The following is a 23363-nucleotide window of genomic DNA, read 5'->3' as shown; positions in this document are numbered from 1 at the left end:
GGTGAAACCCCAATCATTGCGCTTTCTTGATTTCGCCTAGTGGGATGTATGATTCCTCGCACCCCTTTTTGCCTTTTTTGTCCAATTTCTCGACGGGTTCTGCTCTTACAAAAAGCATGCTGGTCGCAGTCATGACAAGGATTTGAAACACAGCGCAAAGGCCAATACCCGGCACCAGCGCCCAAAGTCAATTCACCAGATCAGGCTTTTTCCAACAATTCAAATTCACAGGAGACACACCCTTGTCAGGACTCCTCAAACTAGCGCTGGGCGTGGACTGGTTGTCCACCAAGCTCAGCAAGATCGCGGGCGTTGCCGTGCTGGCGGCGGCGATCATTTCGGCCGGCAATGCCATCTCGCGCTACGGCCTCGACCTCAGCTCCAATGCCTGGCTTGAAATCCAGTGGTACCTGTTCGGTGCCACCGTGATGCTGGGCGCGCCGCTGGTGCTCAAGCTCAACGAGCATGTGCGCGTGGACATCATCTACGGCAAGCTGCGCGGCAACAAGCAGGTCTATGTCGACATCTTCGGTCTGGTCTTCTTTCTGCTGCCGGTCATGGCGCTGCTCACCTACCTGACCTGGCCGTTCTTCTGGAACATGTTCGTCACCAAGGAAATGTCGGGCAACATCGGCGGTCTCATCCGCTGGCCCGCCGGTCTGCTGCTGCCTGTGGGCTTCGGCATGATGTTTCTGCAAGGCGTTGCCGAAATCATCAAGCGAGTCGCCTACCTCAAGGGCGACTACCAAATGAACACCCACTACGAGAAGCCAGTGCAGTAAGCACTCCGACTCCCTTCAGGACGAGACAACAATGCACATGGAAAATTTCGCCCCGATCATGTTCGCGGGGCTTATCCTGATCATGCTGATCGGCTTCCCGGTCGCTTTTTCACTTTCGGCGCTGGGCCTGTTCTGCGGCTTCTTCGCCATCGAAATGGGTTGGTTCCCCGCCAACTTCATGTCCACGCTGCCGATCAACATGTTCGGCATCCTGTCGAACGATCTGCTGCTCGCCATTCCGTTCTTCACCTTGATGGGAGCGGTACTGGAGAAATGCGGGCTCGCCGAAGACATGCTCGACTCGATGGGCCAGCTCTTCGGCCCGGTACGCGGCGGCCTCGGCTACTCGGTCATCATCGTGGGCTTCATCCTGGGCGCGATCACCGGAACGGTGGCCGGTCAGGTGATCGCGATGGCGATGATCTCGCTGCCGGTGATGATGCGCTACGGCTACAACATGCGCTACTCGACCGGCGTGCTTGCAGCCTCCGGCACCATCACGCAGCTCGTGCCGCCATCGCTGGTGCTGATCGTGATGGCCGACCAGCTCGGCCGCTCGGTGGGCGACATGTACAAGGGCGCATGGGGCCCTGCCATTTTGCAAGTGCTGATCTTCGCGCTGTACACCTTCATTCTCGGCCGCATCCGTCCCGAATACGTGCCAGGTCTGCCCAAGTCCGCACGCACACTGAACGGCTGGGCGCTGTGGGGCAAGTGCCTGCGCGGCATCATCCCGTCAGCCATTCTGATCTTCGCGGTGCTGGGTTCCATGGGCGGCCTGCCCTTCATGGACCACGCGATTGCCACACCTACCGAAGCCGGTGCGATGGGCGCTGTCGGTTCGCTGATTCTGGCGGCCATCCACAAGCGCCTGAACTGGAATCTGATCAAGGAAGCCATGGACGGCACAATGCGCCTCACGGCCATGGTGGTGTTCATCCTGATCGGCTCGCGCGTGTTCTCGCTGGTGTTCCAGGGCGTCGACGGCGCGATCTGGATCGAGCACATGCTCAGCGACCTGCCAGGCGGCCAGATCGGCTTCCTGATCGTCGTGAACGTGTTCATCTTCTTCCTCGCGTTCTTCCTCGACTTCTTTGAAATCGCCTTCATCATCCTGCCCCTGCTCGGCCCCGTGGCACACAAGCTCGGCATCGATCTGGTGTGGTTCGGCGTGCTGCTGTGCGTGAACATGCAGACCAGCTTCATGCATCCGCCCTTCGGCTTCGCGCTGTTCTATCTGCGCGGCATCTCGGACACGCTGTACAAGGAAAAGCGCATCGACAAACCGGTCAAATCCAGCGACATCTACATGGGCTCCATCCCATGGGTGGTGATGCAGGTGCTGCTGGTCGCCATCGTGATCTTCTTCCCGCAGACCGTGACCGTTTTCCTCGACAAGGAAGTGGTGGTCGACGTCGACAAGGTGCAGCTTGAAATGCCTGCCGACGCGATGCAACCGGAAGGCAACATCGATCTGGACAACCCGTTCGGCAACGCCCCGGCAGATGCAGGCGCAGAGCCCAAGCCCGCCGAGGAAACAGCGCCCGATCCGAGCACCGCACCGGAACCTGCCGCACCCGCCGCTTCTCAATGACGATGAGCGGAGACAGCGAAGAAAAAAAGCCCGGTGCCATCGAATCAGGTACCGGGCCTGCAGCAAGCACACAGGCAAGCGACGAGTGGGAAAGCAAGGCCTTTCCCCCACTCGTTCGCCTGCTGGCAGTAGCCATCGTGGCGGCCCTGGCCGCCTTTGCTTTCTGGTCCTTGCCCACCATGCGTGAAGCGCAATGGAACTTCACCAGTCTCAGCACCTACGCACTCGCTGGCGTCGTCATCGCGTGGGTCGGCTGGTGGATGGTCTTCAGCCAAACGCACTACAGCGACGGAGCCATCACCCAAACCTGGCTCTGGGACAAACGCGTCGAAGCCCGCGAAGTGGCGACCTTCAAGATCGTCCACTGGCCCTGGCTGCAATTCATCGTCAGCCCCCGCATGCTCGTGCGCCGCCGCAACGGCAGCATGGTCTGGATCAACTCGGCCGACCCATACTTGCTGGTCGCCTTCGGCCAAAGCGTAGTACGCCACCAAAGCGGAATGCCAATAGCACAGCCGAACACTGAACGCTGAGCACTGAATCCGTCACAACAAGCTACGCAGCACGCACCACGCCAACGCCACCACCCCAACAACGGCAAGACAGCCCCTCAGGCTAGGCGTCGAAGCCGCAGACAGTACTGGGGCGACTTGTCTCGGGTAGTCCCCGCGCATCGCATCCGTGATTCCGGCGATCTGCGGCGTTGCAGAGCCTCGCAATAGCGGTGCTATTGCTGCGTTCTGCGCCTTGCATCTCATCCAGAATCACGGCGCGCTGCATCGGGTTCACCCGAGACAAGTCGCCCTTGGCAAGGCTTCGCGACGACGCATGAGGGGCTGTATTGCCGCCTCAAAACGACCCACCAATCGAAGCCAAAGGCTTCGTAAAAACCAACCCCAAAAACAAAAAACCGCCGAGGTTATCGGCGGTTTTTTCATTTCCGAAGAGGCCTTCCAGCCTCATCAAAAAATCACAGCTTCTGGCGCTGCATGAAGTTGTCGAACGCGCCTTCGGTGAAGCGGAACCACGAGTTCTGGTCAGCCAGGAACTTCGCGTAGTCAGGGTAGATCTTCTTCCACTCGGGATTGCTGCTGTTCAGATCCGAATAGATCTGCTGCGCCGACTTGAACGCCGCATTCATCACATCCTGCGTGAACGGACGCAGCTTGGTGCCGGAGCCCACGAGTTGCTTGATGGCGATCGGGTTCTTGGCATCGTACTTGGCCAACATCGTGACGTGCGCGTGCGAAGCAGCAGCTTCGACGATTGCCTTGTACTCGGCCGGCAGACCTTCCCAGGCCTTGGTGTTGATGTAGAAGTCCAGCTGTGGACCGCCTTCCCACCAGCCTGGGTAGTAGTAGAACGGAGCAACCTTGTTGAAGCCCAGCTTCTGGTCGTCATACGGGCCCACCCATTCCAGCGCGTCGATCGTGCCCTTTTCCAGCGCGGGGTACAGGTCGGCACCGGGGATGGATTGCGGGATCACGCCGAACGGCTCCAGCACCTTGCCCGCGAACGGGTTGGTACGGAACTTCAGGCCCTTCAGGTCGGCGACCGACTTGACTTCCTTGCGGAACCAGCCACCCATCTGAGCGCCCGTGTTGCCGCCTGGCAGGTTGATGATGTTGTACTTGGCGTAGAACTCGCGCATCAGCTTCAGGCCATTGCCTTCATACATCCATGCGGTCATCTGGCGTGCGTTCAGGCCGAATGGCACTGCGCAGCCCAAGCAGAACGTGGGGTCCTTGCCGTAGAAATAGTACGGTGCGGTATGCGCCATTTCGACGGAGGCGCTCTGCACGCCGTCCACCACGCCGAAAGCAGGCATCAGCTCGCCGCCTGCATGCACGGAGATCTGGAACTTGCCACCGGTCGCTTCACTGACCTTCTTGGAGAACACTTCGGCGGTACCGAAGATGGTGTCGAGCGACTTGGGGAAGCTCGATGCCAGGCGCCAACGGATAGTGGCCTGGGCATGCACTGCGGGTGCAACACCTGCTGCGAGCACGCCAGCGATACCGGCCTGCTTGATGATGGAACGACGATCCATGAATTTATCTCCAGAGGATGAAGTTGAGTGACGAGAAAACGTTCAACAACTTGGATGCAAACTTCATATCGCGCTTGCCCGTCGTCCCCTTGGGTAAATAAGGAACGCGCTGGACGCTATATGGGTGAGCAAATTCTAGAAAAATGTCTCTATCTGCCTCAGCGGGTTTTCCCCTGCGTGTGGTACTCGGTTGCTACAAATTCTGAGTTTTGGCGAATTTCAAACACAAAAAAGCCCGCGTCCGAAATCCGGACACGGGCTTGGAAAAATGTCGGTCTGAAAACCGCGTAGCGGCTCAGGCAGCCTTGGACGCAGCCACCGTTTCGCGCGCGCCGAAACGCTGTTCGATGGACGCCTGAATGCCCTTGGCATCAAGGCCTTGCAGCGACAGCAGCTTGACCGGATCGCCATGTTCGACGAACACATCGGGCAGGCCCAGTTGCAGCACCGGGCGCAGCACGCCAGCGGCGTTGAGCGCTTCCAGTACCGCGCTGCCTGCGCCACCCATGATGCAGCCCTCTTCCACCGTGACCAGCGCGTCGTGCGTGTTGGCGATGTCGAGCAACAGTTCCGTGTCGAGCGGCTTGGCCCAGCGCATGTTGACGACGGTGGCATCGAGCGCCTCGGCGGCTTCGAGCGCGGGATACAGCAAGGTGCCGAACGCCAGAATCGCAATGCGTTGGCGTCCCTTGGCAGCATCGGCCACCACGCTCGCCTTGCGACGCACTTCGCCCTTGCCGAACGGCAGGCCATCGAGCTCGGCCAGCGGTGCCACGCCCACGCCGGAGCCACGCGGATAGCGCACGGCCACGGGATGATCTTGCTCGTAGGCCGTCGTCAGCAGTTGGCGGCATTCGCGCTCGTCCGCCGGGCACGCCATGCTCATGTTGGGAATGCAGCGCACGAACGAGATGTCGTAAGCGCCTGCGTGCGTCGCTCCATCGGCGCCGACCAGCCCCGCGCGATCGAGCGCAAACACCACGGGCAGATTCTGCAGCGCGACGTCGTGGATCAGTTGGTCATACGCGCGTTGCAGAAAGGTCGAGTAGATCGCGACCACCGGCTTCACACCTTCGCAGGCCATGCCCGCAGCGAACGTGACGGCGTGCTGCTCGGCAATGCCCACGTCGTAATAACGCTTGGGGAACTTGCGTTCGAACTCCACCATGCCCGAGCCTTCGCGCATCGCGGGCGTGATGCCGACAAGGCGCTGGTCCTTGGCCGCCATGTCGCACAGCCATTGGCCGAACACCTGCGTGAAAGTCTGCTTGGACGGCGTGGCGGGCTTGACCAGACCGACCGCCGGATCGAACTTGCCAGGACCGTGGTAGGCAATCGGATCGGCTTCGGCCAGCTTGTAGCCCTGGCCCTTTTTGGTCACCACGTGCAGGAACTGCGGGCCCTTCAGGCTCTTGATGTTTTCGAGCGTGGGGATCAGCGAATCCAGATCGTGACCGTCGATCGGGCCGATGTAGTTGAAGCCGAATTTCTCGAACAGCGTGGCGGGTACCACCATGCCCTTGGCCTGCTGCTCAAGGCGCTTGGCGAGTTCGAGCAGCGGCGGCACGGGCTTCAGGACCTGCTTGCCCACATCGCGCGCTTTGGTGTAGAACTGCCCGCTCATCAGTTGAGCGAGATAACGGTTGAGCGCACCCACCGGCGGGCTGATGCTCATGTCGTTGTCGTTGAGGATGACCAGCAGATTCGCATCGGCCACGCCCGCGTTGTTCAGCGCCTCGAAGGCCATGCCGGCGGTCATCGCACCATCGCCGATCACGGCAATGCCGAAGCGGTCTTCACCCTTTTGCTTGGCAGCCAGCGCCATGCCGAGCGCAGCGGAAATACTGGTGCTCGAATGCGCCGTGCCGAAGGTGTCGTACTCGCTTTCGGCACGATTCGGAAAGCCCGCGAGACCACCCAGTTGGCGCAGCGTGGACATGCGCTCGCGGCGGCCCGTGAGGATCTTGTGCGGATAGGACTGGTGACCCACGTCCCAGATGATGCGGTCGCCCGGTGTGTTGAACACCTTGTGCAACGCCACGGTCAGTTCCACCGTGCCGAGATTGGAAGACAGATGCCCGCCCGTTTTGGAGACGCTCTCCAGCACGAACGCGCGCAGCTCATGGGCGAGCGTCTTGAGTTCCGTGCGCGAGAGCCGGCGCAGATCGGCCGGGTCGTTCACAGTCTTCAGCAGGGAGTAGGAGTTCGTGGACATAGTGGGTCTTTTCGCTGCGGTCGATTCACATCCGGTGCGATGTGAATCCGGGCAGCCTGTTGTCTATCTATCAATCAATGCGCCGTCGGTTTCGTCGGTCTCTTCGCTCAATGCGTGCGGCGCACCACCGCATCGGCCAATGCCGCCAGCGCACGCGTGTCGGCCAATCCCGATTGCGCAAGCGCCACATGCGCCTTGTCGCGCAGTTCTTCCGCGTATTGCTTGGCGGGCTCCAGACCGAGCAGCGACACATAGGTCGGCTTGTCGCTCGCGGCATCCTTGCCAGCGGTCTTGCCAAGCGTCTGCGAATCGGCCACCACGTCCAGAATGTCGTCGACCACCTGGAACGCCAGCCCGACGGCAGCGCCATACTCTGTCAGCGCAATGCGCGCTTCCTTGGAGGTTTCGGCACATGCGGCACCCATGGTCACGCAGGCCTGCAGCAGCGCGCCGGTCTTCAGGCGGTGCATTCTGCGCAGTTGGTCTTCGGTGAGCGACTTGCCCACGCTGGCCAGATCGATGGCCTGACCACCGGCCATGCCCTCCGCGCCCGCAGCACGCGCGAGCAGACGGCACAGCTTGGCCTGCATGGCCGCTGGCACGCCGTCATCGGGCGTCAGAAATTCAAAGGCCAGCGCCTGCAGCGCATCGCCCGCGAGCAGCGCCTCGGCCTCGCCGAACTTCACGTGCACGGTGGGCTTGCCACGGCGCAGCACGTCGTTGTCCATGCAGGGCATGTCGTCATGCACCAGCGAATACGCGTGGATCAGCTCGGCCGCGCAGGCCGCACGCAACGCCGCGTCGCGCAGACCGCCAACGGCCTCGCTCGCGGCAAGCACCAGCAGTGGGCGCAGGCGCTTGCCGCCGTCGAGCACTGCATAGCGCATCGATTCGCCCAGTCCTGCGGGCGCGTCCGCGCTCACCCAGCGCGACAGGCAATCCTCCACCTCGGCGAGCTGGAGCGTTTGCCAATTCTTGAAATCAAAATTTGCTGCTGTGGTTTGCACTGCGGAATCCGTTACTCGCATTGTTGGTGTTCACTCCTGCGTCCACGACTGCAGTTTGCCGTCGTCCAGCACCTTGATCTGTTCCTGCACCGCATCCAGCCGCGAACGGCAGAAGGTCAGCAGCGTCGCCCCGCGCTGGTAGCCCGCGAGCATCTGCTCGAGCGGCATCTGGCCGGACTCGATGCGCTCGATGAGCTGTTCCAGCTCAAGCAGCGCGGCTTCGTAGCTGACAGGTTCGGTGACGGCAGGTGCCTTGGGCATAGGTAGAGCGAGCGCTGAACGCCTGGAGGGAAAAACGGACCATTTTAGGCGCTGCACCCCTATGGCGTTACCTGAATTCATGTTTAGGGTGATTTCCCCAGCAGGTTAGGCCGGGCGAGCCCGCCACAGGCCCCGACGCTCCACAACAGGGCAAAACACTTACGGGGCCTCCGGGAATAACCCCACCATCTATAATCCCATTCCAGTCACGAACCGGCTTGGGGTATTCCTTGGGCCGGTTTCGTTTTTTTAGTTTGTGCGTCGCACGCGCACCCTCCCTGTGGGGAGTCTTTAGGTCAGGTCCTTCATGTCTGATTTAAGTCTTCAACTGCAGCAGGCCGCAAGCCAACTTCCAGTTTCCACTTATTTTGACGAGGCGCTCTTCAAGCGCGAGCTGGAGACCATCTTCCAGCAAGGTCCCCGCTATGTGGGGCACCAACTCGCCGTACCCAACCCGGGTGATTACTACGCTCTTCCGCAAGAAGGCGAAGGTCGCGCGCTCGTGCGCAACGCTCAGGGGCAGGTCGAGCTCATCTCGAATGTCTGCCGCCATCGGCAGGCCATCATGCTCAAGGGCCGTGGCTCGCTGCAGGGCCACGACAAGGGGCATGCAGGCGGCAACATCGTCTGCCCGCTGCACCGCTGGACCTACAGCCCCAGCGGTGAGTTGCTGGGCGCGCCCCATTTCTCGCACGACCCCTGCTTGAACCTCAACAACTACCAGCTCCAGGAATGGAACGGTCTGCTGTTCGAAGGCAATGGTCGCGACATCCGGGCCGATCTGGCCGGAATGGGCCCGCTGTCCGAACTGAGCTTTGACGGCTTCGTGCTCAGCCATGTCGAGATGCACGAGTGCAACTACAACTGGAAGACCTTCATCGAGGTCTATCTGGAGGACTACCACGTCGGTCCGTTCCATCCGGGCTTGGGCAATTTCGTGACCTGCGACGACCTGAAGTGGGAGTTCGCCAAGGAGTATTCCGTGCAGACCGTCGGCGTTGCGCCCACGTTCGGCAAGCCGGGCTCCGAGGTCTACAAAACCTGGCACGACGTGCTGCTCAGCTACCGCGAAGGCAAGCTGCCCGAGCGCGGCGCGATCTGGCTGACCTACTACCCGCACATCATGGTGGAGTGGTATCCGCATGTGCTGACCGTGTCCACACTGCATCCGGTCAGCGTGAACAAGACGATGAACGTGGTGGAGTTCTACTACCCCGAAGAAATCGTCGCATTCGAGCCCGAGTTCGTGGCTGCGCAGAAGGCTGCGTACATGGAAACGGCCATCGAAGATGACGAGATCGGCGAACGCATGGATGCGGGGCGCAAGGCGCTCTACGAACGCGGTGACAACGAGGTAGGACCTTACCAAAGCCCCATGGAAGATGGCATGCAGCATTTCCACGAGTGGTACCGAGCCAAGATGGGTGACTCCTTGTCTTCTAAATGATTTGGTTCTACGAAGCCTTTGGCTTCGATTAGTCATTCGTTTTGAGGCGCCAATACAGCCCCTCATGCTTTGTTGCGAAGCCTTGCCGTACGAGAGTACTGTCTGCGGCTTCGCGTCGCGCCTGAGGGGCTGTCTTGGCGTTGGGGTGGTTGATCGCGGCACGGTTATCGCTGCTTGGGCCCGCTGTTTTGAAGTCCACCCCTCGCATTTTTCTCGTTCTTAAGTCCTCTTTTCTATCCATCCTGCGAACGCGGCATTTTGGGTTGCCGTACGATTTCTCCTCATATGCTTCGCTCGCTCCTGCTGGTTTGCGCCACACTTCTTCCGTTGGCGACTGCCGCTCAACGCGATCCTTCTGCAGAGAACAACTGCTACTCGCGGCTCAGTCATGACAGCATGCGTGCGTGCATCAAGGAGCAGTCGGCTGCGGCGACCAAGGAGTTGGAATCGGCAGAGAAGCTGCTGGCTTCCACGATTCAGCGCGAGTTGCACAATTCAAAGACTTCTGCGCGTCAGCATCTGACGCAGGCGAATGCCAAGTACCGGCAGTATCGCAAGGCGCAGTGCTCGTTTCAGGCACAGGCGGCGACCGGCAAGAAGTCCGCGCCCGACCGCGAAATGCTGTGCACTACGGCGCTTGATCTGCAGCGCGCCAAGGATTTGCACGCGACCATCGAAACGCTGCGCTGAGCATTTCTTTTTCGCCTCGGTCCTTTGCGCCGTCATTGCCCTGCAGCAGTTCGCGCACGCCGTCGAAACTGAGCCGGAATCTCCTCGACTCCGGTCGCAATCAGGCCTGCGCGGATCGCGATGAGGCCATCGCGCAATACCATGACAAGGTGCTGAGTCTGGGCTGGAGCGACGCGCCAGCGCCGCAGCAGACGCGGCACCGCTCGCGGCGAGCGACTCCAAGCGACTCATATCACTTTAAACTGCGGAGGTTCGCACTCACTCGCGCCATCTCGAGCGCGCCAGTGACTGCAGTCCTCAACATCGAAGTTTCTGGAATCGGAAGTCACTCATGCACGCGCTCTGGATGGTCCTGGCAGCCTTTTTCTTTGCCAGCATGGGCGTGTGCATCAAGGCCGCATCACCGTACTTCAGCCCCGCCGAAATGGTGTTCTATCGCGGGCTGATCGGCATGATCATGATGGTCTGGCTCGCGCGCCACCAAGGCATCTCGCTCAAGACGAAGTATCCCGGCATGCATGCGTGGCGCAGCCTGATCGGCGTGACATCACTCGGCGCGTGGTTCTACGCCATCGCGCATTTGCCGCTTGCCACCGCGATGACGCTGAACTACATGAGCAGCGTCTGGGTAGCGGTATTCCTCGTAGGCGCAGCGCTCTGGACATGGCGGCCCTCGCCCGCCACACCCAAGCCACCGCTGCAGGGCTCGCTGGTCGCCACCATCATCGTGGGCTTTGCGGGGGTGATTCTCATGCTGCGGCCCAACTTCAATCAGGACCAGGCCTTTGCCGGCATGCTCGGTCTCATGTCGGGCATGGCTGCCGCATTCGCCTACATGCAGGTGGTCGCGCTCTCGCGCATCGGCGAGCCCGAAACCCGCACCGTGTTCTATTTCGCCACCGGTTCCGCACTCGCGGGCGGCGTAGCCACGCTGGTCACTGGCATCTCGCCGTGGTCGGGCTGGCAAACGCTCTGGCTGCTGCCCATCGGCGTGACGGCCTCCATCGCCCAACTGTGCCTGACCAAGGCCTACGCCCAGGCCAAGAACTCGCGCGAGACGCTGGTGGTGGCCAATCTGCAGTACTCCGGCATCATCTTCGGCGCGATCTCGGGCATGGTGTTCTTCGGCGACAAGATCCCGCTGATGGGCTGGGTCGGCATGTTCCTCATCATCGCCAGCGGCATCGCCGCCACCATTCTGCGATCACGCAACGCGCCCGATGCGCCGAGTGAGGAACGGTGAGTTCTTCAAGCGCGCTGACGATTCCGTCAGAATGCGGACAGGCATGCGATGTATGTTTCCCTGACGCAGGATCAGCCTTCGCGACAAGAGACTCCATGCAAATGGTGTGTACAGATTCAAACGAGCCCCTATGACATACACAACCCTCATCCAAGTCCCCGAACTGCAAAGCCTCATCGCCAGCGGCGCACCGTTCATGGTGTTCGATTGCAGCTTCGATCTGGCCAACCCGGCTTTGGGAAAATCGCAATATCTCGAATCCCATATTCCGGGAGCCATCCACGCCGATCTGGACAAAAACCTGAGCGCCAAACATGGCAGCCCCAGCAGCAACGGGAAAATCCTCTTCGCCGACGATGCGGACAAACCAGCGTCCGGTGGACGCCATCCGCTGCCCAATCTCGAACGTTTTACCATGTGGTTAAGTGAAATCGGGTTTGCCAATGACATGCAGGCCGTCGTATATGACCGCAACGGTGCCAATTACTGCGGACGCCTGTGGTGGATGCTGAAATGGGCCGGTCATGAAGCCGTTGCCGTGCTCGACGGGGGACTGCAGGCTTGGCAGGCGGCTGGGGAATCTGTGGAATCAGGCGAAGCAGTCACCCACTTTCAATTCAACTTTGAACTCAAGCCAACTCTGGTCCGTCTGGTGAATGCCGATGAGGTTTTGAAAAATATCGATAATCCTGACCAAACCGTGATCGATGCCCGCGCCCCAGCCCGTTATCGCGGCGAAGTGGAGCCACTCGATCCCGTGGCTGGACATATTCCCGGTGCTCTGAATCGGCCATTTGCGACCAATATGGGGGCGGACGGCAAATTCAAACCTGCGGCTCAATTGCGTCAGGAATTTGATGCCCTGTTGCTCGGACATGACATCGCCGGGGTGGTCCATCAATGTGGAAGCGGTGTAAGTGCTTTGCCCAATTTGATTGCAATGGAAGTCGCCGGATTGGGCCGAACCGCGCTATATGCGGGCAGTTGGAGTGATTGGTGCAGCAATCCAAATCGACCAGTCGAAACAAATTAACGATTGGAAATTCACAATTACAGGCTGTTTTAGGTGTATCTTTGCGTAACGCAAAGATAATTGCGGTACTTTTGTGTGATCCGATTGAATATCCATGCAAGTAGTCTGCTATTTCGGTAAGGCCGCACGCCAAGGCAAGGTAGCCCTACCCACCGACAGCCTGTTGGCTGCCAGCGAAGAGTTCGCGCGACGCAACGAACTCACCGGTCTGCTTACCATCTCGGACGGCTATTTCCTTCACGTGTTGGAGGGAGATGACGCTGTGGTGCAAAGCCTGGTGGCTCGGATTGCCGCGTTCTGGGATCAGGAGTCTCCGACGATCCTGTTCGAGCGGCAGATCACGCAACGCCAATATCAACAATGGAACGTCGTGATCTCGCACGGCTCCAAGCACCGGGCCGATGCAGCGCAACGCCTCGCGGAAACCAAGCGGTTTCTGGACGACGATCCGGGCGATGCGGCCGATCCGTTCCGCTACTTCCTCACGCCCAACCGTTCGAGCAAAGCAGTCGTCCACAACCAGCCCGTGCGGCAGGTCGCCATCTTCAGCAACTCGGTGCTGTGGTTCAACCCGATCTTCAGCCACCTCTCGGAGCGCTTTGGCACCCAGGCCTGTGCGCTCAAGGTCTCCAACACCGGCAAGGATGCGGACAGCTATCCGCTCGACTACGCCGACGTGGTGGGCGATTCTGCCGGCCCCGTGCGCATCGTCGGCATCAGCGAGGGGCTGCTGGCCTCCACGCTGTCGCAGCCGCTGCTCGAGAAGATCGAACTGATGGTCTTCCTGATGCGCCGCAGCGGTCAGGGCACGGACACCGAATTCGTGGCCCGCGCCCTCGCCCATCCCGTAGTGCAGCGCTGCAAGCCGCGTGTGCTGTTCGTCACTCCGGGGGGCAACACCGGGCTCTCCGACATGCTGCACGAGATGGTGAGCAACGCCGGTTTGCAGTCCACAGAAACAAGAGGCTCGGTACTCATGGGCGGACCTACCTGGAAAGCGATTCACGAACAGCTTCTGTCCATCGTCCGCCCGCTGCGCAAGGGCGCCAAGGCCGAGGAAACCGTGGAAGCATCAGCGCCAGTCACCGAAGTCGATCTGGCGCTCGAACCGGAAGAATTCACAGAGTCCCAACCACCCACCGTCATCGCGTCGCTGACAGCTGAACCCGCGTCCGAACCTGTGCCCGAGCCCGTGCCAGAACCAGCGCTCCTGCCCGAACTGACGCCCGCCCCGCCACCCGCCACCAAGTCCGGCAAGAAATCCAAAGCCGAAGCGCCTGCCTTCCCCGAGCGCTCCGTCGACCTGTCTGGCCCGGCTCTCAAAGACATGCTGGATCGCCTGATGTACGGCCTCAGCCCCACGGCCTGGGCCGGTTGGCTGGACATGCGCGCGCATGACTTCGCGGCCCGCACCGACAACGCGCCCGAAGCCAAGGCCCTCAAGATCGTGGCAGAGACCGTCACCGCCGATCTCGACCTTCTCGCCAAACGAGGACAGATGCGCGAGATGATTTCCACCTTCTCCGAGCACCACGAAATCATGGTGCCGCATCCGCTGGATTCGACGCTGGTGCTGTACCTGTTCGCGCGCCTTGACGATCTGCCGCTGGCCACACTGCGCCGGTTGATTCTTGACGATCTGATGGACTGAAAGCAGGCTCGCAGCCACCAAGAAAAAAGGACCCGCAGGTCCTTTTTTCATTTTCACGCAGGCGAGTGATCAGACGTTGGTGATCGAGATCGCACGTGTGTTCAGGCAGGCCTCGAGCGCTTCCGGGCCGCCTTCGGAGCCGTAGCCCGAATCCTTGATGCCGCCGAATGGCAGCTCAGCGGACGGCGTGGCGGGCTGGTTCACCCACAGCATGCCGACTTCCACGCGCTGCGACAGCAGGTGCGCGTTCTTCAGCGACTTGGTGAAGGCATATCCGGCCAGACCAAAGGCCAGGCGGTTGGCCTCCTTGATGGCGGCGTTCAGGTCGGTGAAGCCCTGCACGGCGGCTACCGGGCCGAACGGTTCATCGTTGAAGATGCGTGCCGTGGTGGGCACGTTGTTCAGGATGGTGGGCGCGTAGAAGTTGCCGGAATCGCCAATGCGAGCGCCGCCGGTGGTCACTTCGGCACCGCTTTGCACGGCGTCGGCCATGAATTCGGCCATGGCGGTCAAGCGGCGCGGGTTGGCCAGCGGGCCCATCTGCGTGCCTTCGGCCAGACCATCACCCACCTTCAGACCCTGCGCATACTTGGTGAGCGCGGCGACGAAGTCCGCACGCACGTCTTCATGCACGAGGAAACGTGTGGGCGAGATGCAGACCTGACCGGCATTGCGGAACTTGGCACCAGCCGTGCACTTCACGGCCAGAGCGATGTCGGCGTCGTCGCAGACGATCACGGGAGCATGACCGCCCAGTTCCATGGTCACGCGCTTCATGTGCTGACCGGCGATGCCCGCCAGTTGCTTGCCCACAGGCGTCGAACCCGTGAACGTGACCTTGCGCACGATGGGGTGCGGAATCAGGTAACTCGAAATCTCGGCCGGATTGCCGTAGACCAGATTGATGGTTCCCACAGGAATGCCGGCATCGGCAAACGCGCGAATCAGCTCGGCCGGGCTGGCCGGGGTTTCTTCCGGCGCCTTCACGATCACCGCGCAGCCCGCAGCCAGCGCCGCGCCCAGCTTGCGCACCACCTGGTTGATCGGGAAATTCCACGGCGTGAATGCGGCGACCACGCCGACCGGATCCTTCACCACCAGTTGGCGCACCGCCAGATTGCGCGACGGCACGATGCGGCCATACACGCGCATGCCTTCGTCGGCAAACCATTCGATGATGTCGGCAGCAGCCATGGCCTCGCCTCGCGCTTCAGCCACCGGCTTGCCCTGTTCCTGCGTGAGGATGGCGCCGATCGCATCGGCACGCTCGCGCATCAGCGCAGCCGCGCGGCGCATGGTCTTGGCGCGCTCGATGGCGGGCACATCGCGCCAGACTTCAAAACCCTTTTGTGCGGAAGCCAGCGCGGCATCCAGATCCGCCTTGTTCGCATGGGCCACACGGCCGATTTCTTTGCCGGTGGAAGGGTTGAACACGCCCAGCGTCTTGCCATCCGCCGCATCGCGCCATTGGCCGTCAATGAAAAGTTGGGTATTGGGGTAGCTCATCAGATGCTCCTGGATTGAATTGGACTGACGTAGGAAAAGCACGTGTGCGCCACGCGCGACTCACAACCCACCAATATAGGGCAGATGGCTTGTCCATGCTGAATCCACGTTTCAGAAATTGGAACGAACGGAAAAAATGGCCGAGGCCATCAAAAGAATCGGGGGCTGATCAAGCCCCCGAAAGATCACCCAGCGCTCAGCGCTTGGTCATTCCGCGTCAGTGATGCACCGGCACCAGGAAGTCGCGGCTGATGCGCGAACCCAGCTCGCTCACCCGGTCGAGGAACTGCGTGAGATAGGCATGCAGGCCGGTCGCAAGGATTTCCTCGATGCGGCCATAGCTCAGATCGGCCAGCAAGCGACCGGCCTTGCGCTGGGTCTCGCCCGAATGCTCGTTGGAGACAGCGGCCAGGTTTTCCACCACCTGCTTCATGTTGGAATGCAGCGAGCGCGGCATGTCGGCGCGCAGCATGAGCAGTTCGGCCACGCGCTCGGGCGTGATCACGTCACGATAGACCTTGCGGTAGATCTCGAAGGCCGAGACGCTGCGCAAGATGGCACTCCAGTGATAGAAATCGAACTCGGGCGTTGCGCGCTTGGGATCGCGCACGCTGCCGTGAAAGTCCGTTGGCACGGCGTGGAACTTCACGTCGAGCAAACGCGCGGTGTTGTCCGAGCGCTCAAGCGACGTGCCCAGACGAATGAAGCGGTAGGCCTCGTCATGCAGCATGGTGCCCAACGTCACACCGCGCGAAAGGTGCGAGCGGTACTTGACCCATTCGAAGAACTGGCCCGGATCGCGCTCGAAGGCTCCATCGCGCAGATGCTTGTGCAGCGCCAGCCAGGTCTGGTTCTGCGTTTCCCAGACTTCGGTGGTGAGCGCGCCGCGCACGGCCCGCGCATTTTCGCGGGCGGCGTGCAGGCACGAGTAGATCGACGAGGGATTGTTCTCGTCGTGCACCATGAAGGTGAGTACCTTGCCCTGCTCGATCTCGCCGTAGCGCGCGGTGTAGGCAGGAATCAGCTCGCTGATGGACAGCAGGCCGCGCCAGCCCTCCTGCGCCTTGCTGGCGGACTGCGGCAGCAGCGAGGTTTCGTAGTTCACGTTGAGCATGCGCGCGGTGCTTTCAGCACGCTCGGTGTAGCGGGACATCCAGAACAGATGGTCAGCGGTTCGACTCAGCATGTCAGGCTCCCTTGCTCAAGAATTGAATTGGTTTTGTGATGCATCGAGCTGCGACTGCATCTGTCTCTGCCCTTGCACTTGGCCTTGACCTTGGCTCTGCGACGACGATCCGGCGCCGGTGCCCGCAGGGCTGTCCTCCGGATTGAGCACCCAGGTGTCCTTGGTGCCACCGCCCTGCGACGAGTTGACCACCAACGAGCCTTCCTTGAGCGCGACGCGCGTGAGTCCACCCGCCGCAATCTGCACCCGCTTGCCCGAGAGCACGAACGGCCGCAGATCGATGTGGCGCGGCGCAATGCCGGAGTTCACATACGTTGGGCAGCTCGACAGCGAGAGCGTGGGTTGCGCTATGTAGCCCGCCGGATTGGCGACGAGCACGGCGCGGAACTCCTCGATCTCGGCCTTGGTGGCGGCAGGCCCGATCAGCATGCCGTAGCCACCTGCACCGTGCACCTCCTTGACCACCAGTTCATGCAGATGCGCGAGCACGTACTTGAGATCATCGGGCTTGCGGCACAGCCAAGTGGGCACGTTCGCGAGAATCGGCTCTTCACCCAGATAGAAGCGGATCATCTCGGGCACATACGGGTAGACCGACTTGTCGTCCGCGATGCCAGTGCCGACCGCATTGCAGATCGCCACATTGCCCGCGCGATACGCGTCCATGAGCCCGGCGCAACCCAGCGTCGACGTGGGGCGGAACACCTTGGGATCGAGAAAGTCGTCATCGACGCGGCGGTAGATCACATCGACACGCTGCAGCCCGCGCGTGGTGCGCAGGTAGACGAACTTGTCCTTGACGACCAGATCCTGCCCCTCGACCAGCTCCACGCCCATTTGCTGTGCAAGAAAGGCGTGCTCGAAGTAGGCGCTGTTGTACATGCCGGGCGTGAGCACCACCACCGTGGGCTCGGCGCTGTTGGACGGCGCGCTCGCACGCAGAGTGTCCAGCAGCATGTCGGGGTAATGCGCGACCGGCGCGACCTTGTGCATGGCGAACAGCTCGGGGAAAAGCCGCATCATCATCTTGCGGTTTTCGAGCATGTACGACACGCCGGACGGCACGCGCAGATTGTCTTCAAGCACGTAGTAGACGCCGTTGCCGCTCGAATCCGGTGCACGCACGATGTCGATGCCCGCAATGTTGGCGTACACATTGTTGGGCACATCAACCTGCACCATTTCAGGGCGGAACTGCGCGTTGTGGTTGATCAGCTCGCTCGGCACCAGGCCCGCGCGGATGATGTCCTGCCCGTGGTAGACGTCGTGGATGAAGCGATTGAGCGCCGTGACCCGCTGCTCCAGCCCCTGGCGCATGCGCTGCCACTCGTGCGAAGGAATGATGCGGGGAATCAGATCGAAGGGAATCAGACGTTCGGTGCCCGAACCGTCCTCGTCCTTTGCGCCGTACACCGCGAAGGTGATGCCGACACGTCGAAAGATCATCTCTGCTTCCGCGCGACGCGCCTGCATGGCGCTGTCGGGTTGCCGGGCAAGCCACTGCGCGTAGCGCTTGTAGTGCTCGCGCTCGGCACCTGCCGCGATAGGAAGCGTTTCGTACATTTCATCAAACCGGTGCATAAAGAAGGCCTCCTGAGGACACAGGATAGCAAGTTGCGGGCCTGTTTTTTCGCCGATTCCATGTCCCGGCCATTCACGCTATCCCTAGTTAATCGCGCGTAGTTGTATCCAAATGCTGCCAATAGCGCCGTGATCGTTCGCGTTCGCACTCCAACGTCGTCGATTGCGCGGAACGCCAGCGCACGGCGCCACATGCCGGAGTGCTCACCCAATGAATCCCCAGCGCCTGATACCGCGCCACCACGTCGCTTGCCGGATGACCGAAGCGATTGCGATAACCGGACTGCACCACGGCGACCTGCGGAGTGAGCGCATCCAGAAAAGCCGCGCTCGACGAGGTCTTGCTTCCGTGATGGGGCACGAGCAGATAACTCACCGGCCCCAGCGCATTGCGCGCCAGCAGCTCGCGTTCCTGCGCCTGTTCGATATCGCCCACCAGCAGCGCGACCACACCCTGCGCATCGGTGATTTTCAGCACGCAACTCATGGCGTTGGACTTGAGCATTGGGGCATGTCCATCCACCCATTCCCGCACCGTTTCTGCCAGCGGATGCAGCACCTCGAACCGAACCCCATCCCAGCGCCATGAATGGCCCGCCATGCAGGGATTGAACGGCCTTCCCTGCCAGAGCCGGTGATCACCCTCCACCGAGGCCATCAGCACGGCCTGTGGCTGATCGGCCAGCACGGCGGATGCGCCGCCCGTGTGGTCGGCATCGCGATGGCTGAGCAGCAGCATGTCGAGCCGCTCGCCCGTGGCCTTGAGCAGTGGAACGACCACGCGCTCGCCCGCATCGGAGTCAGCCGAATACAGCGGCCCCGCGTCATACAGCAGACTGTGATGCGCCGTGCGCACCAGCACGGCCTGGCCTTGCCCCACATCGATGGCCAGCAGTTCGACAAGTCCTTGCGCGGGTCGCTCCGGAGTCCACCACAAAGCGGGCAAAAGACAGGGCAAGGCCATCGCGCGAACGCGCCACGGCAGGCGCAGCGCCAACCAGATTCCACCGCAGACCGCCAGCACACCCGCCCACAGCGGGGCCACCGGAAGCGAGAGCTGAGCAAGCGGCAAGGCAGCGCACCATTGCAGCACGAAGGCAAAGCACTGCACGGTCCACAAAGCCACATCCCACAAGGCATTCCACGCAATGCCAAGAAACGCCACGGGCAAGATCACCAGCGTCACCCAGGGAATCGCCAGCAGATTGGCCACCAAGCCGACGACCGACATCTGCCCGAACAGCAGCAAGGTCAGCGGCGCAACCGCCAACGTCACAACACCCTGCTGCTGGAGCAGCGCCATCACATGCTGTTTGCCAAACGCCATCCAGCGGCTTGGCCATCCCGACGACGCGTTCGGCGCCGCGTGCGCAGGCATGGAAAGATGGCTTGCAAACAGAATCCCCACGGCCACAAAGCTCAGCCAGAAACCCGCCTGCAGCATCGCCCACGGGTCCCACAGCAATACCAGCGCACAGGCCAGCAACCACACATGCGGCCAAGGCCAACGCCTGCCGCCTGCACGCAGCCAAGCCACCACCGCGAGCATGAAAATCGTGCGCTGCGCAGGCACACCCCAGCCACTGAAAAGCGCATAGGCAGCCGCCAGCAAAACACCACCGAACATGCTCACCAGTTGCGCTGGCAGCATCAGACACAGACGCGAAGATCGCCGCCACGCCCATCCGATGACGGCCCCGGCCAGCCACGCAAACATCGTGATATGCAAACCCGAAATGCTCACCAGATGCGCCACGCCAGTGATGCGAAACACATCCCAGTCCTTGCGATCGATCGCGCGCTGATCGCCTGTCACCAGCGCCGCCACCACACCCGCAGCACGCATGCGCGACGCATCGCCACTCTCTGCCGAGCGAACCACCAGCCGATCCACAATCGCATCGCGCACCTGCTGCCGCAAGCGCTCCACGGGATGCGCCCATGTCGATTCCAGCAACCGTGGCTGGACGCGCGAACGCACATAGCCCGTGGCCTGCACGCCCTGCTCCCACATCCAGAGTTCGTAGTCGAACCCCAACGGATTGGCCGCACCGTGCGGCGCTTTCAGGCGCACGTCCATAGTCCAGCGCTGACCTGCGATCAGCCTTGGAATCTCGCTGCCGGACGCCGCGTCGTCGCCCGCGAACAGTCCCTGCGCATACCAGCTCAGATCAAGCAATTCAGGCACGCGAACGGCCTCTCCATCCAGCATTGCGGAGTCGACGTTCATGCGAAACCGGACGCCGTTTTCACGCACTTGCGGCATTGCGGCAATCGTGCCTTCGATCCGCAAATCGCGCCCTTCGAGGTTCGAGTTCAAAGCCTGTTCGGCAAACGCCGTGCTGCGCCAACCGATCTGCGCAAAGGTCACCAAGGCCGCCGCCGCGCACAGCAACACAGCCCTTCCCCACCGCATTCGGTGACCGACGAAGGCACAACTACCAAGCGCCATCCCGATCAGCACACAGGTCTGGTAGGTGGCACAGTCCCACAGGCTCCGCTGCTGCAACTGCAAGGCCGTGCCGAGCAGAACGCCCAGCAACAGGGCCGTGCCAAGCCATGGGCGTCGATGGGTAAATCCGATGCGATCAGGCATGCGTCGATGCTAGGTATGCGGCTGGTGCCGCGCCTTGATCCAACCATCCAATCGCGGGCCGTTCCACGGTCTTTCCTGAAACTGTGCTCGCGACTCTGTAACATTGACGTTTCCCCTTGGAAGGCACACCCGGCCTTCCTCCGTTGACCCAACCCTTACTCACAGGACTGCCGACATGAGCGTTTACGACAAACTCAAGGAACTCAACATCACCCTGCCTCCCGTGGCCACGCCTGCGGCTGCCTATGTGCCGTTCGTGCAGACCGGCAAGCTGGTGTTCCTCTCCGGCCATATCGCGCGCAAGGACGGTGCCGTCTGGGCCGGTCAGCTCGGCAAGAACGTGACCACCGATGAAGGCAAGCAGGCCGCACGCGCCGTGGCCGTCGATCTGCTGGGCACGCTGCATGCTGCGACGGGCGACCTCAACCGCATCAAGCGCATCGTCAAGCTGATGAGCCTGGTGAACTCCACCGGCGACTTCACCGAACAGCACATCGTCACCAACGGTGCCAGCGAGCTGATGGCCCAGGTCTTCGGCCCCGAAAAGGGCGCGCACGCACGCAGCGCCTTCGGCGTCGCGCAGATCCCGCTGGGTGCCTGCGTGGAAATCGAACTGATCGCCGAACTGGCCGACTGATTCAGCCGACGCAACCATGCCCCGCCTCCTCTCTCGACCATGGGAGAGGAGCAGAATCGACAGACCATGTCCACACCCCAAACCCCTCTCGTTCTCACCATCCAATCGCACGTCGCCTACGGCCATGTGGGCAACGACGCGGCCATGCTGCCGCTGCAGATGCTCGGCATCCAGCCCGTCGCCGTGCACACCGTGCAGTTCTCCAACCACACGGGTTATGGTGAGTTCAAGGGGCAGGTGTTCACGCCTGCGCATATCGCCGATGTGCTCGACGGCCTGCGCGCACGCGGCGTGCTCTCGCGCTGCGTGGCGGTGCTTTCGGGCTATCTGGGCGATGCCGGTGTGGGCGAGGAAATTCTCTCGGCCGTGCAGGAAGTGCGCGCCGCGCATCCCAAGGCGCATTACCTGTGCGACCCGGTGATGGGTGACGTGGGCCGCGGCATCTTCGTGCGTCCCGGCATCCCTGAATTCCTGCGCAAGCGCGCCCTCTCGATGGCAAGCGTGATCACGCCCAACCATTACGAATTCGAGCTGCTGTGCGGCGGTGAACCACTCACCACGGTCGATGCAGCCATCAAGGCTGCGCGCGCCATGCTCACGCACATGCACGACGCCAAATCGGCGCTCATCGTCATCACCAGCCTGCGCACCGGCGACCTGCCCAATGACAGCCTCGCCACGCTGGCCGTCACCGCCAACGACGCATGGCTGGTGCAAACGCCCTTCATCGATCTGCAGCCGCTGCCCAACGGCATGGGCGACGTGTTCTCGTCCGTGCTGCTCGGCCATCTGATTCAGGGCAATACCGCGCCCGTGGCCGTCTCCAGCGCCGTGAGCACGCTCTACGCGCTGGTCCAGCGTACGCAGTCCGGCGAGCGCGACCTGCCGCTCGTCGCCTGCCGCGATCAGATCATCAACCCCAGCGAGCAGTTTTCGGCCAAGCCCGTCACGGCGTGAACGAGCGGTGCCTGCCAAGGCAGACGCTCCAAAATACCTGATTCACGGGATTCCACGCGCCTGCAATACCAGCGATGCTCACAGTCTCCCAGCCCCAACACAACGCCGACAATGCCCGCTGCTGCTGACTCCGAGCCGACCGACCCGCTGCCCCGACCCATCGGCCCTCGCATGGATCCCGGCTCCACGCTGCCGACACCGGTGCTGGTGGTCGAGGACCAACCCGAATTCCAGCAACGCCTGCGCGAAGTGCTGCTGCAGCTGGGCTACACGCCGGACGCGCTGCTCTTCGCATCCACGCTGAGCGAAGCCCGCGCCACGGTGGCCAACCAGCCCGTGGCCATGGCGCTCGTCGATCTGGTGCTGCCCGACGGCAACGGCCGCGAACTCATCGGCGAGCTGCGCATGCAGGACCCGACTCTGGGCATTCTGGTGGTGACGGCATGGAGTTCGGAGGACGACATTCTGGGCGCGCTGCGCGCCGGTGCCACCGGCTACGTGCTCAAGGAACGCGACGATTTCGAGGTCATGCTCTCAATCCGCAGCGCGCTGCGCGGAGGCGCCCCCATCGATCCGTTCATCGCAAGGCGCATTCTGGAACTGCTGCCGGACACCCCCAGTTCAGCACCACCGACCATCGCCGTGGACACCTCCACGCCTGCCCCCGCGATCAGCGTGGCGCACGAAGAAGCACCCGAGCCGGGCGCTCCTCCAACGGCAGGCGAACCGCTGACCAAGCGCGAACGAGAAATCCTGAAGATGGTGGCCAACGGCCTGTCCAACCGCGAAATCGCCGAGCGCCTGCATCTGTCGTACTACACCGTCGAAACGCATGTGAAGCGCATCTACCGCAAGCTCTGCGTGAACACCCGCGCCATGGCCGTGCACACCGCCCTCACGCGCCGCGATCTGCTGGGTTGAGTGGAG

General features: G+C 61.8%; 20 protein-coding genes. 12 read left to right on the top strand and 8 right to left on the bottom strand.

All coding sequences use genetic code 11. The features are described from left to right. Nucleotides 1-242: 242 nt before the first annotated feature. From G7048_RS18230 to G7048_RS18215, 4 genes are all read left to right on the top strand, one after another. Nucleotides 243-782: a TRAP transporter small permease subunit gene (locus G7048_RS18230; protein ID WP_166069508.1), complete on the top strand. Its 540-nt coding sequence runs from the start codon at nucleotides 243-245 to the stop codon at nucleotides 780-782. 31 nt (nucleotides 783-813) lie between these two features. Beyond that, nucleotides 814-2376, top strand: a complete 1563-nt coding sequence (locus tag G7048_RS18225; RefSeq protein ID WP_166069507.1) for a TRAP transporter large permease subunit — start codon at nucleotides 814-816, stop codon at nucleotides 2374-2376. Then, nucleotides 2373-2909: a hypothetical protein gene (locus tag G7048_RS18220; RefSeq protein WP_240933025.1), complete on the top strand. Its 537-nt coding sequence runs from the start codon at nucleotides 2373-2375 to the stop codon at nucleotides 2907-2909. The genes G7048_RS18225 and G7048_RS18220 overlap by 4 nt, the downstream gene beginning before the upstream one ends. Before the next feature lie 148 nt (nucleotides 2910-3057). Continuing rightward, complete coding sequence (locus tag G7048_RS18215; RefSeq protein WP_166069506.1) at nucleotides 3058-3369, top strand: hypothetical protein; 312 nt, start codon at nucleotides 3058-3060, stop codon at nucleotides 3367-3369. Here the strand turns inward: G7048_RS18215 and G7048_RS18210 are convergent. From G7048_RS18210 to xseB, 4 genes are all read right to left on the bottom strand, one after another. Beyond that, nucleotides 3347-4426 carry a TRAP transporter substrate-binding protein gene (locus tag G7048_RS18210; RefSeq protein ID WP_166069505.1) on the bottom strand — a complete coding sequence of 360 codons (1080 nt, stop codon included), beginning with the start codon at nucleotides 4424-4426 and terminating at the stop codon, nucleotides 3347-3349. The genes G7048_RS18215 and G7048_RS18210 overlap by 23 nt on opposite strands. 295 nt (nucleotides 4427-4721) lie before the next feature. Next, nucleotides 4722-6641: a 1-deoxy-D-xylulose-5-phosphate synthase gene (gene dxs, locus G7048_RS18205; protein WP_166069504.1), complete on the bottom strand. Its 1920-nt coding sequence runs from the start codon at nucleotides 6639-6641 to the stop codon at nucleotides 4722-4724. Between the two features lie 107 nt (nucleotides 6642-6748). Then, nucleotides 6749-7648 (bottom strand): polyprenyl synthetase family protein, encoded by a 900-nt coding sequence (locus G7048_RS18200; RefSeq protein ID WP_240933024.1) that lies wholly within the window; start codon nucleotides 7646-7648, stop codon nucleotides 6749-6751. 30 nt (nucleotides 7649-7678) lie between these two features. Then, the gene (gene xseB, locus G7048_RS18195) at nucleotides 7679-7909 is read right to left on the bottom strand and encodes an exodeoxyribonuclease VII small subunit (protein WP_166069502.1); all 231 of its coding nucleotides are present in this window, start codon (nucleotides 7907-7909) and stop codon (nucleotides 7679-7681) included. Between the two features lie 307 nt (nucleotides 7910-8216). Between xseB and G7048_RS18190 the strand changes: the two genes are divergently transcribed. The 5 genes from G7048_RS18190 to G7048_RS18170 all read left to right on the top strand — a co-directional run bounded on the left by G7048_RS18190 (nucleotide 8217) and on the right by G7048_RS18170 (nucleotide 13973). Then, a complete protein-coding gene (locus G7048_RS18190) occupies nucleotides 8217-9356 on the top strand; it encodes an aromatic ring-hydroxylating dioxygenase subunit alpha (RefSeq protein WP_166069501.1) in 1140 nt (379 codons plus the stop codon). Nucleotides 9357-9641: 285 nt separating this feature from the next. Then, entirely contained in the window at nucleotides 9642-10046 is a 405-nt protein-coding gene (locus tag G7048_RS18185; RefSeq protein ID WP_166069500.1) for a lysozyme inhibitor LprI family protein, read from the top strand. A 331-nt stretch (nucleotides 10047-10377) separates the two neighbouring features. Next, nucleotides 10378-11289, top strand: a complete 912-nt coding sequence (locus tag G7048_RS18180) for a DMT family transporter (protein WP_166069498.1) — start codon at nucleotides 10378-10380, stop codon at nucleotides 11287-11289. A 130-nt stretch (nucleotides 11290-11419) separates the two neighbouring features. Further along, the gene (locus G7048_RS18175) at nucleotides 11420-12322 is read left to right on the top strand and encodes a sulfurtransferase (RefSeq protein WP_166069497.1); all 903 of its coding nucleotides are present in this window, start codon (nucleotides 11420-11422) and stop codon (nucleotides 12320-12322) included. A gap of 94 nt (nucleotides 12323-12416) precedes the next feature. Further along, nucleotides 12417-13973 carry a BLUF domain-containing protein gene (locus G7048_RS18170; protein ID WP_166069496.1) on the top strand — a complete coding sequence of 519 codons (1557 nt, stop codon included), beginning with the start codon at nucleotides 12417-12419 and terminating at the stop codon, nucleotides 13971-13973. A gap of 69 nt (nucleotides 13974-14042) precedes the next feature. Here G7048_RS18170 and G7048_RS18165 read toward each other — a convergent pair whose 3' ends face one another. The 4 genes from G7048_RS18165 to G7048_RS18150 form a co-directional block, all read right to left on the bottom strand. After that, nucleotides 14043-15479 (bottom strand): NAD-dependent succinate-semialdehyde dehydrogenase, encoded by a 1437-nt coding sequence (locus G7048_RS18165; protein WP_166069495.1) that lies wholly within the window; start codon nucleotides 15477-15479, stop codon nucleotides 14043-14045. Nucleotides 15480-15696: 217 nt separating this feature from the next. Then, entirely contained in the window at nucleotides 15697-16665 is a 969-nt protein-coding gene (locus G7048_RS18160) for an alpha-E domain-containing protein (protein WP_166069494.1), read from the bottom strand. Between the two features lie 15 nt (nucleotides 16666-16680). Further along, the gene (locus tag G7048_RS18155) at nucleotides 16681-18246 is read right to left on the bottom strand and encodes a circularly permuted type 2 ATP-grasp protein (protein ID WP_166069493.1); all 1566 of its coding nucleotides are present in this window, start codon (nucleotides 18244-18246) and stop codon (nucleotides 16681-16683) included. An 88-nt stretch (nucleotides 18247-18334) separates the two neighbouring features. After that, on the bottom strand, nucleotides 18335-20842 hold the full coding sequence (locus G7048_RS18150) for a DNA internalization-related competence protein ComEC/Rec2 (protein WP_166069492.1): 2508 nt from the start codon (nucleotides 20840-20842) through the stop codon (nucleotides 18335-18337). A gap of 175 nt (nucleotides 20843-21017) precedes the next feature. On the opposite strand from G7048_RS18150, the gene G7048_RS18145 reads away from it, so the two are divergent. The 3 genes from G7048_RS18145 to G7048_RS18135 all read left to right on the top strand — a co-directional run bounded on the left by G7048_RS18145 (nucleotide 21018) and on the right by G7048_RS18135 (nucleotide 23357). Beyond that, nucleotides 21018-21479 (top strand): RidA family protein, encoded by a 462-nt coding sequence (locus G7048_RS18145; RefSeq protein WP_166069491.1) that lies wholly within the window; start codon nucleotides 21018-21020, stop codon nucleotides 21477-21479. Between the two features lie 66 nt (nucleotides 21480-21545). Next, the gene (gene pdxY, locus G7048_RS18140) at nucleotides 21546-22436 is read left to right on the top strand and encodes a pyridoxal kinase PdxY (RefSeq protein ID WP_166069490.1); all 891 of its coding nucleotides are present in this window, start codon (nucleotides 21546-21548) and stop codon (nucleotides 22434-22436) included. Nucleotides 22437-22607: 171 nt separating this feature from the next. Continuing rightward, complete coding sequence (locus tag G7048_RS18135; protein WP_166071043.1) at nucleotides 22608-23357, top strand: response regulator transcription factor; 750 nt, start codon at nucleotides 22608-22610, stop codon at nucleotides 23355-23357. The last annotated feature ends 6 nt before the right edge of the window (nucleotides 23358-23363 follow it).

The organism is Diaphorobacter sp. HDW4B (genome assembly GCF_011305535.1).
GTDB lineage: Bacteria > Pseudomonadota > Gammaproteobacteria > Burkholderiales > Burkholderiaceae_C > Diaphorobacter_A.
The sequence above is the reverse complement of the archived record's forward strand: the minus strand, read 5'-3'. Positions and strand labels throughout refer to the sequence as shown.